The organism is Methylocucumis oryzae (assembly GCF_000963695.1).
Lineage (GTDB): Bacteria > Pseudomonadota > Gammaproteobacteria > Methylococcales > Methylomonadaceae > Methylovulum > Methylovulum oryzae.
On record NZ_LAJX01000239.1, the window covers coordinates 1 to 8358 of the forward strand.

General features: G+C 47.8%; 7 protein-coding genes. All 7 read right to left on the bottom strand.

The window, feature by feature from the left end:
* Positions 1 to 245: 245 nt before the first annotated feature.
* A complete protein-coding gene (locus tag VZ94_RS18610; RefSeq protein ID WP_045780373.1) occupies positions 246 to 590 on the bottom strand; it encodes a hypothetical protein in 345 nt (114 codons plus the stop codon).
* Complete coding sequence (locus tag VZ94_RS18615) at positions 568 to 1152, bottom strand: hypothetical protein (protein WP_045780374.1); 585 nt, start codon at positions 1150 to 1152, stop codon at positions 568 to 570. Before VZ94_RS18615 ends, VZ94_RS18610 begins: the two co-directional genes overlap by 23 nt.
* Positions 1153 to 1304: 152 nt before the next feature.
* Positions 1305 to 4376: an efflux RND transporter permease subunit gene (locus VZ94_RS18620; RefSeq protein ID WP_045780375.1), complete on the bottom strand. Its 3072-nt coding sequence runs from the start codon at positions 4374 to 4376 to the stop codon at positions 1305 to 1307.
* Positions 4377 to 4381: 5 nt separating this feature from the next.
* Positions 4382 to 5518, bottom strand: coding sequence for an efflux RND transporter periplasmic adaptor subunit (locus VZ94_RS18625; protein ID WP_045780376.1), 1137 nt, complete (start codon positions 5516 to 5518; stop codon positions 4382 to 4384).
* 147 nt (positions 5519 to 5665) lie between these two features.
* Complete coding sequence (locus VZ94_RS18630; protein WP_239650077.1) at positions 5666 to 7021, bottom strand: efflux transporter outer membrane subunit; 1356 nt, start codon at positions 7019 to 7021, stop codon at positions 5666 to 5668.
* A gap of 8 nt (positions 7022 to 7029) precedes the next feature.
* Entirely contained in the window at positions 7030 to 7308 is a 279-nt protein-coding gene (locus tag VZ94_RS18635; protein WP_192828684.1) for a hypothetical protein, read from the bottom strand.
* A partial coding sequence (locus tag VZ94_RS18640) for a thioesterase domain-containing protein (RefSeq protein ID WP_045780379.1) occupies positions 7302 to 8358 on the bottom strand: 1057 nt, incomplete at its 5' end. The genes VZ94_RS18640 and VZ94_RS18635, both read right to left, overlap by 7 nt.

An 8358-nucleotide genomic window follows, 5' to 3' on the forward strand; every position in this document is an offset into this window, starting at 1 on the left:
CATCAATTCCGGGCGTGCCTTAACTCTTTTCTTCGAGTTAGTTGATTCTATTCGACGAGTTGTTTATTACCGACCGAAGACGCCCAAGCCATCAAAACCTCGTGTTAATAAAGGCGTTCCTAATAAGTGGAAAGAAAAGCGGGCTAAGAAAATGGGTGCTACTGGCTAAAGTCAACAGTATTGTACACCGATGGCGGTTTGCTGGCGCGAAACCACCTTACATTCATAGATCTTACGGGCTGAAATTAGGAACTATGGGGTGAAATTAATGATTCAAAAACCTTCCTGATTACTTCCTCAACCTGATTAGATTTTTCTCTTAAATCTGCATCTGTCGAGCCATCATGAAGCACTGTGCTTCTAATATTATATGCGTCCTTAATGATTTTTAGTGATTCTATATCGCCTGGAAGACAGTTTGAAACCAGTTTTTGAATCGCTCTTGCTATTGACTCTCTCTTTAACTGATCAATTCTTCCTATTAGCGAGCATCGAAGCGAGTCATCCATTATAAGATCCGACACCTGTTTTTTGAACTCTTTAATCAATACTGAAAATCCATCTATTTCAATAATATCTTGAATAGCCACCGGTTCCAAGGATGAGACGAGACCAACAAATTTTTGCTCTTTCGGTAGTTTCTAATCTTGCAGATGCAAAAAGCTCAATGGCAATCAACAATCTTGGGTCAAGGCTACCTTCGTTTTTAAGGACTTGATTAAGAGGATTTATTATATTATCGATACCTGTAACGACAGTTAATGTTGCTGAACTTGATAGTCGTATTCCTGTAGCTTTGTTCCTGTCATATACCATACATGGCAATGGCGTATGGTATTTCAGTCGTATTGAATACCGCCCTTGTATTGCCGACCAAAAAAATCCGAGCGCAGCCCTTAAACCAGCTCGTTCAGCCTCGCAGGCCGTAGCAAAGCCTTCAACATATATATTCCACGTTTGCTGATTTGGATTTTCATCGGCTGCCCCTGGAGTTATTCGAATTAAATGGTTTGAAGACACTAAGAGTTCACAATCCCCTTCAATTGGAAACTTCGTACCTTCCTCAAGCAGAAGTGTTAATTTCGCGCCGTATGGCCTTCTCGAAGGTGAATCACAGATAACAATTTTCTCTTCCGTTTGCTTTTTACTCATTACACACTCCGAAAATGTTACACATAATAAAAACTAGCTGTGCTATATAGCGCAAATTACACCACTCACTCAAATAGTTTATCAGTCATTACCAAATCCTCTCTATCAATTGGCTAACAAAATCTAGCTATAACAACCCCAGAGTTGCTAAGTCATCGCCTTAAATCCCCCAACACCGCATAACAAACCGGCACTAACATTAAACTAGCTATCATGCCAAATAATAAGCCTGATGCTAGCGACAAGGTCATCGGTATTAGGAATTGGGCTTGGATACTGGTTTCTAGTAGGGTTGGTAAGAAGCCGGCAAAGTTGGTTAAAAAGGCCAGAAAAATCGGTCTAAACCTTGCTGTGCAAGCGGCTGCAATCAGTGCTGCCGGGTCTTGTTTAGCGTCTTGGTCGTGTTCATTAAGATAATCTAACAGCACCATGCTGTCGTTAACGACGACTCCGCTGGCGGCGACCATGCCGATTAATGATTCCATGGACAGCGGTAGACCGGCTAGGCTGTGCGCCCAAACGGCTCCGCACCAGGCCATAGGCACCGCTAACAAAAACAGCAGCGGCAGCGTATAAGAGCGGAACGTTACGGCGATGAGCGCATAAATCACCGCTAACGCCATTAGGGTTTGTTGTGCTAGCGAATGCAACATGGTTTGCTGCTCTTTGCGGTCACGGCCTATTTCGCCGGTTAAGCCTGGAAACTGCCGTTCTAGCTCAGGTAGTAAGCGCTGCTCTATATCGGTATAAATCGCATTGAGATTGGCTTGGGCAGGATCGACTTGTGCGGACACTTCTAACACCCGTTGCCGGTCACGGCGAATCAGTTGCGCTAAGCCCGGTTGCAAGGTCGTGTCTGCGACAGTGTCTAACACCGTTAATTCGCCGTTCGGTAAACGAATCGGTAAGCGTTGTAAATCAGCAAGAGTTTGGCGTTCGGTGGCAGGTAGGCGCACAACGACGCGCACTTCTCCGTTTAGGCGTTGCAAGCGTTGCGCTTCTAGTCCGTAATAGCCGTGTCGCACTTGTTCGGCGAGTTCTGCTTCAGTTAAGCCTAAACGGCGTCCGGTATCGGTTAAACTCAATTGTAATTCCGGGCTGCCTGGTAGCGTGGAATCTAACACGCTGTAAACACCAGGATAGGCCGCTAATTGTTGTTTTAAGGCTGCCGCCCCAGTTGTTAACAATGCCGGTTGGTTAGCACTTAAATTTAATAGAATGTCATACGGCTCATCGCCTTCTTTGACTATGAATTCCAAGCGAGCAGAGCCTAAATCGCCGACGCGCCGCCGCCATTCGTCAACAAAGTCTTGCACATTAATACGTTGCCTGGCTTGCTCGGACAATTCTAACCATAGCCCGGCTTCTTGTTGCCAAATCAAGGTTTCTTGCCCTATGAATAACGGTTGCTGAAAACCTTGGCGCTCTAATTCGTCACGATAGTTTAGTAATTCACGCTCGACCCGCTCGGCCAGTTGCCGGGTTTTGTCTGGCGCTGTGCCAGGCGGTACGGTTAAACGCGCCCAGAATGCATCTTTGGTAATGTCTGGATTCATCGCTTGTCTGACATGCCCACCTAAATACCAGCCCAAGGTAACTAGCATAAATGCGATAAATCCCGCTAAAGTCAGATAACGTAATGCCAATAAGCGCGCTAACAACGGCTGATAAACGCGGATAACCAGGCGTCGCAATGCGAAATTAACGCTACGGCGGCTGTGTTTAAGCCAATCAGGTTCGCGTGTTACTGCGGGTTTGTGCAAATGCGCAGGCAATATCAACAAAGCTTCCAGTGCAGAAAACAACAACGTTAAAATCATTACACCAGCAATAGGCCGCATCATTGCGCCACTCCAACCGGGTAGAAACAAGCCGGGTACAAATGCCGCTATCGCGATTAAAATCGCTAATAGCACAGGCAGAGCCATTTTGCTAACGCCTATCGCAGCAGCTTCATGCGGTGCCAGACTCGTGTTTTGTTGCTCGCTGTGTATACTTTCACCGATGATAATCGCATCATCGACTAAGATGCCCATTGCCAATAAAAAGCCGAATAGCGACAACATATTCAGCGAAATGCCCAACAACGGCATACACCACAGCGTACCCAATACCGATGTGATAATACCCATGCCCGCCCACCAAGCGACTTGTCCTCGCAAAAACAACGTGAGCACTAGCCAGACTAATACAAAACCGCTAACACCATCTTCTAATAAGGTGTTGACCCGTCCCGCAAAGGCTAAAGAATCATCCCACCAGGTTTTAAGCGATACACCGGCAGGCAAACTGGATTTTTTCTGTGCTACAAAGGTTTTGACGCGCTCAGCAACGGTTATCGCATTGGCTTCGGCATGGATTTCATAGCCTTGCGCTGGTTGCCCGTCATGATGCCATTGCACGGCGCGTTCGCTTAAACCGTCATGAATACTGGCAATGTCTTTAATTTTGATAACACCGCCATCGGGCAAGCTGCGTAGCGTTATCTCGCCTACTGCGACACCGTGCTTAGCTTGGCTTTTAAGCTGTAAAACAATGTCACCGGACGGTGTGTTAACCATGCCGGTCGCTGATTCAATTGAATGACGCCGGATAGCGCTAGCAAGGTCAGCCAGCGTTAAACCGTATTGGCGTAAACGCGCGGCACTGACATTAACGCTTAACTCTTCATTAAGCTTGCCATAATCGACGACCGCTGTGACGCCGGGCAATTGTGTCAACTCTTGGCGTAGCGCATCGCCTAAGCGTTTAAGTTGTAACGCATCTAGCTGTCCATACAATGCCACCCAAATCACGCCATCATCGTTATCACGCACTGTCTCACGCACGTCAATTTTTTCCAAGGCCTCCGGTAAGCCAGGAATCGAGTCAATACGAGCACGTACGGCGCTCATTAACGCTTCACGCTGATAGCCGGAATTCACTTCGATTTGGATTTGGCATTCACCGGGAAATATGGCCGTGTTTAAGCCTTTTACGCCAGGTAAGTCGTATACGGCGTTTTCTAGTGGTATGCATAACGCGGTTTCCACGGTTAACGGCGAAGCGTCGGGATAAAACGCCGCAATCTCAAAGCGGTCGGGCGTGAATTTAGGGAATACATCTTTAGGTATATCGACCAATGTGCTAAGGCCAGCTAGCCAAATTAGCGCCATTAACAAGTTGGCCGCAATGGGATGGGTGGCAAACCAAGCGAGAAGTGGTATTGCTGTTTTATTAGGCATAGTCTTCACGGCTTAGGCTTAGCTATAGGCGCGACATGTACTTTCATGCCGTCAATAGGCATGTCCAGGCCGGATAGCACAATACGGTCGCCAGGGTTTAAACCTTGGTCAATCCATACCTGCTGGTCTTGAAGTTGTACAATGTTGACCGATTTAATTCGTAAGCGGTTGTCGTTATCGACTAGCACCACTTGTTGTCTGTCGGTTAGCACGGCTTGCGGTAATACAAAAACCTTATCAAGTTCCCGGCCTTGAATCCGGGCTTGGACAAAACTACCGGGATACCACGCTGTTTTTTGCTCGGTTTGTTGCAAACGGGCAACCCAATATTCCAAGCCATTAGCGCTGTCAATGAGTCCTTCTCGGCGCACTAATGTTGCCTGCTTTTGCATATTACTGAGATTAAGTTGTACGTTGGGCGTGTCGCCAGTAGCCGGTGGTTGTAAATACTCAGCTTGTTTAAGCGTTAGCGGTAGGCGGACTTCCATAGCCTCCCAGGCATACACGCGTCCTAAACTTTGACCGATACTGACAAATTGCCCTGGCACAACGGTTTTAGCGGCAATTCGACCGGATAAGGGGGCTGATAGTTGACAGGCTTGGCGTTGTTGTTGCGCTAAGGCCAGTTCGGCTGCGGCTTGTGTTAACTTAGCGTTTATTTCGGCTAACTGCGGTTCATGTAACGATAAAGGCGTGGCTTGGCCTTGTCCCAATACTTGCCATTCTCGTTTTGCTTGTAGCGCGGCGGCTTGTTCTTCAGCTTTTTGCCGTTGTATTTCTGCCATACGTGCGCGGGCTTGTACTATCGCTAAGTCGTAGTGACTAGGCTCAATTTGCACTAACACTTGCCCAGCTTTAACAATGCCGCCCACTAAAAACTCAGGATGTACTGATATGACTTTACCTTGAACCGATGTCGATAATTCTGCTTCATGCACGGCTTGCAGCAAGCCTTGGCTAGCGACCGGCAAACGTAACCGGTTAGCCGTAGCGGTTACGACCTGAACTTCCGGGGGGTTAGCAGGTTCGACGACAGTTTGCATCGGTTCCTGTTGGGCTAATAGCCAGCTTGCCGCTCCGGCTAGCGATAACAGCAAAATGGGGCCTAAAAAACTGAATGTACGACGTTGTTTGACCGTCACGTCTTAAGTCCTAATGAGTTTGGTTAAACGAAATAATAAAGAAATACCAGATACGAACTGGCTCTAGCAGATATAGGATGTGCCGACGCAAGGAGGCGCATCATTCGCGTTATGTGCAGTGAAGTTTATACTCCAAGAAAAGCCCGGCTATTCAGCAACATCCCCGCCCAAAGCTAAATACAAACCGACTCGATTTTGCAACGCTTGTAAACGTGCGGCTAGCAGCGCTGTTTGCGAGCTTAATGTATTTCTATAGCTGTCCAGCAAGGTCAGAACATCGGCTTTGCCATTGCGATACGCCTGTATCGCTAAGGTTCGATTGGTGTCAGTTTTAGCGACAACGTTGGTTAATGCCTGCACTTGTGCTAGCAACGCTTGTTCGGCCGCTAGGCTTTGTTCGACTTGGGCACAAGCTTTTAATACGGCTTGTTGATAAATCGCTACCGATTCGGTCACGGCCGCTGTTTGTGCGTCTATATCGGCTTGTAGTTGCCCGCCTGCATACAAGGGCTGGCTTAAGCCTAGGGCTAAATTCCAAGCAACAACGCGCGGATCCGATAAATTGGCTAAGGCTTCGGCCGCGCTACCCGAAGATGCTGTTAATTGAATTTGCGGTAAACGGGCTTTATTGGCGGCTGCGAGGTGTTGATCGGCCGCTTGCAATCTAGCGAATGCGGCTAGAATATCGGGACGTCGGTGCAGTAATTGTGCCGGTAAACCTACTGGTAACATGGCGGGTACGTCGGGTAAGTGTTGGCATTGAGTTTTCTGCCCTGATGGATATGCGCCTAATAATACTTGCAAACGGCGTAGCGCAAGGTGTTGGTCGTTATGCGCTGATTCCAGCTCTGCTTCGGCATCGCTTAAATCAGTTAATGCCAAACTTAAATCTAAGCCGTCGGCAATGCCTAAATCAAACCGTCCACGCAATAACTCTACTAGCCGCCGTCGCTCAGTAATAGAGACTTGCGCGACGTGCCCACGTTGTCTGGCTTCGGCTAATTCAAAACAAGCCGTAACAGTAGCGGCGGCCAATGACAAACGCGCGCCTTGCCAATCGCTAGCCAATGCCTCGGCGTTTAATTGTGCGGCGTCGCGTAAATGGCTTATTCGTCCCCAAACGTCCCATTCCCAACTTAATGTAAACGGCACCGATACACCCGCGCCGTTTCGCTCGTGGTCTGCATTTAATGTGGGATTAACGAAAAGCTGTGGTTTACGCGCCGCCTCTTCTTTGCGCACTAAGGCCTTAGCTTGTGTAACGCGCGCGGCTGCCGCGTGTAAATCATTATTATGGACTAATGCATCATTGACTAGTGGGGTTAACTCTGGCGCGTGAAAACTACTAAGCCATTGCGTAACGGGTTCTGACGCTGCTTGTTTCGACAAAGCCAGCCAGGTTTTGGGTAATACGGTCGCGGTGGTTTCGGGTTTACGCTCAGGCAGCGCCTGACACGCAGTGAGTAGCCACGTTAGCACTAGTAACCAGAGTTTATTGCTCATAGTTAGCACTAATCCGCTAGTTTGGTACATAGCGCCGATAAGGCCGCTAACACACCAGCGTCACGGATAATTTCATTATGATTAGCCGCTATGCTGTGCGAGGCTTGCAAAACGCACTCCGTCGTTTGCTCGATACAGTCTTGTGCAAGTAGTGATACATGGCCAGCATCCTCTGACCACCAGCAATACACGGCTGTTTTTATTGGCTTAAAGTGGCAATGCCTACTTAACGCGCTTAAATGCTGAAATATCGCTAAGCTTTGACTGATTTCATGGGCTGTTAACACATTACCCAAGTTGGATGGTTGGTTTGTAACCATGCGGCTAACTGTTCAGCGTCAGTGAATTCAGGTAAACAATCAGCACCGGAAATTTCTTTGGCAAATGCATGGATAAGCTCGCTGGTTTGCTCTACGTTATCATCGTCAAAGCCGGGTACAAAACTGTCAATAAGCGCGATAAAACGCACAGTACGTCCCATGTGTTCTAAAGCCTTCGCAGTCAGCAATGCCAAGGCCCCGCCTAATGACCAACCTAGCAAGCATAAGTGGCCTTGAGGTTGTTGCAAATTAATAGCCACTGCGTAATCATCTGCTAGCGTAGTTAGCGATATGGCGGGGTTTAAGTGGGTATAGGCTAAACCATATACAGGCCGTTGTGTCGCTAACTCCCGCGCTAAGGTTTGATAGGCAAAGACATGACCACCTGCGGGATGAAAACAAAACAACGGTGTGGCAAAGCTTTTATGGGCATTTAATGGCACTATTAAAGACGGTTTCGCATGGCTGTTAAGACTAGCCGCGAGTTCTGCGATGTTTGGATGAGCTAATAGCTGAGCTAATGGCAAGACTATGTTTAAGCGCCGTTGGCATTCGCTCACTAAGCGCATTGCCAACAACGAATGCCCACCTAACCCAAAAAAATTATCGTCGATGCCAATATCTGCCACCCCTAACACGTCTTGCCAAATCGTAACTAGCTGTATTTCCAGCTCAGTACTGGGTGCGGTATGGGTTTTAAGGCGTTGTTCGGGTTCGGGTAATGCTTGTTTGTTTAATTTACCACTGGCTAACTTAGGCAATGTTGGCAAGATGACGAAGGCAGAGGGTACCGCGTAATCCGGTAACTGTTGGCTGAGTGCTGCACGTAAAGTTTCGGCGTTAAGTTGGTCAATATCGCCTGCAATGTAGGCGCAGAGCTGGGTAACAGTATTAACCGATTTAAGCAGCGCCACCGCTTCGTTAATACCGGGTTGTTTCAGTAACACGCTTTCGATTTCACCCAGTTCGATACGAAAACCGCGTAGTTTGACTTGATTATCGAGTCGACCTAAATAA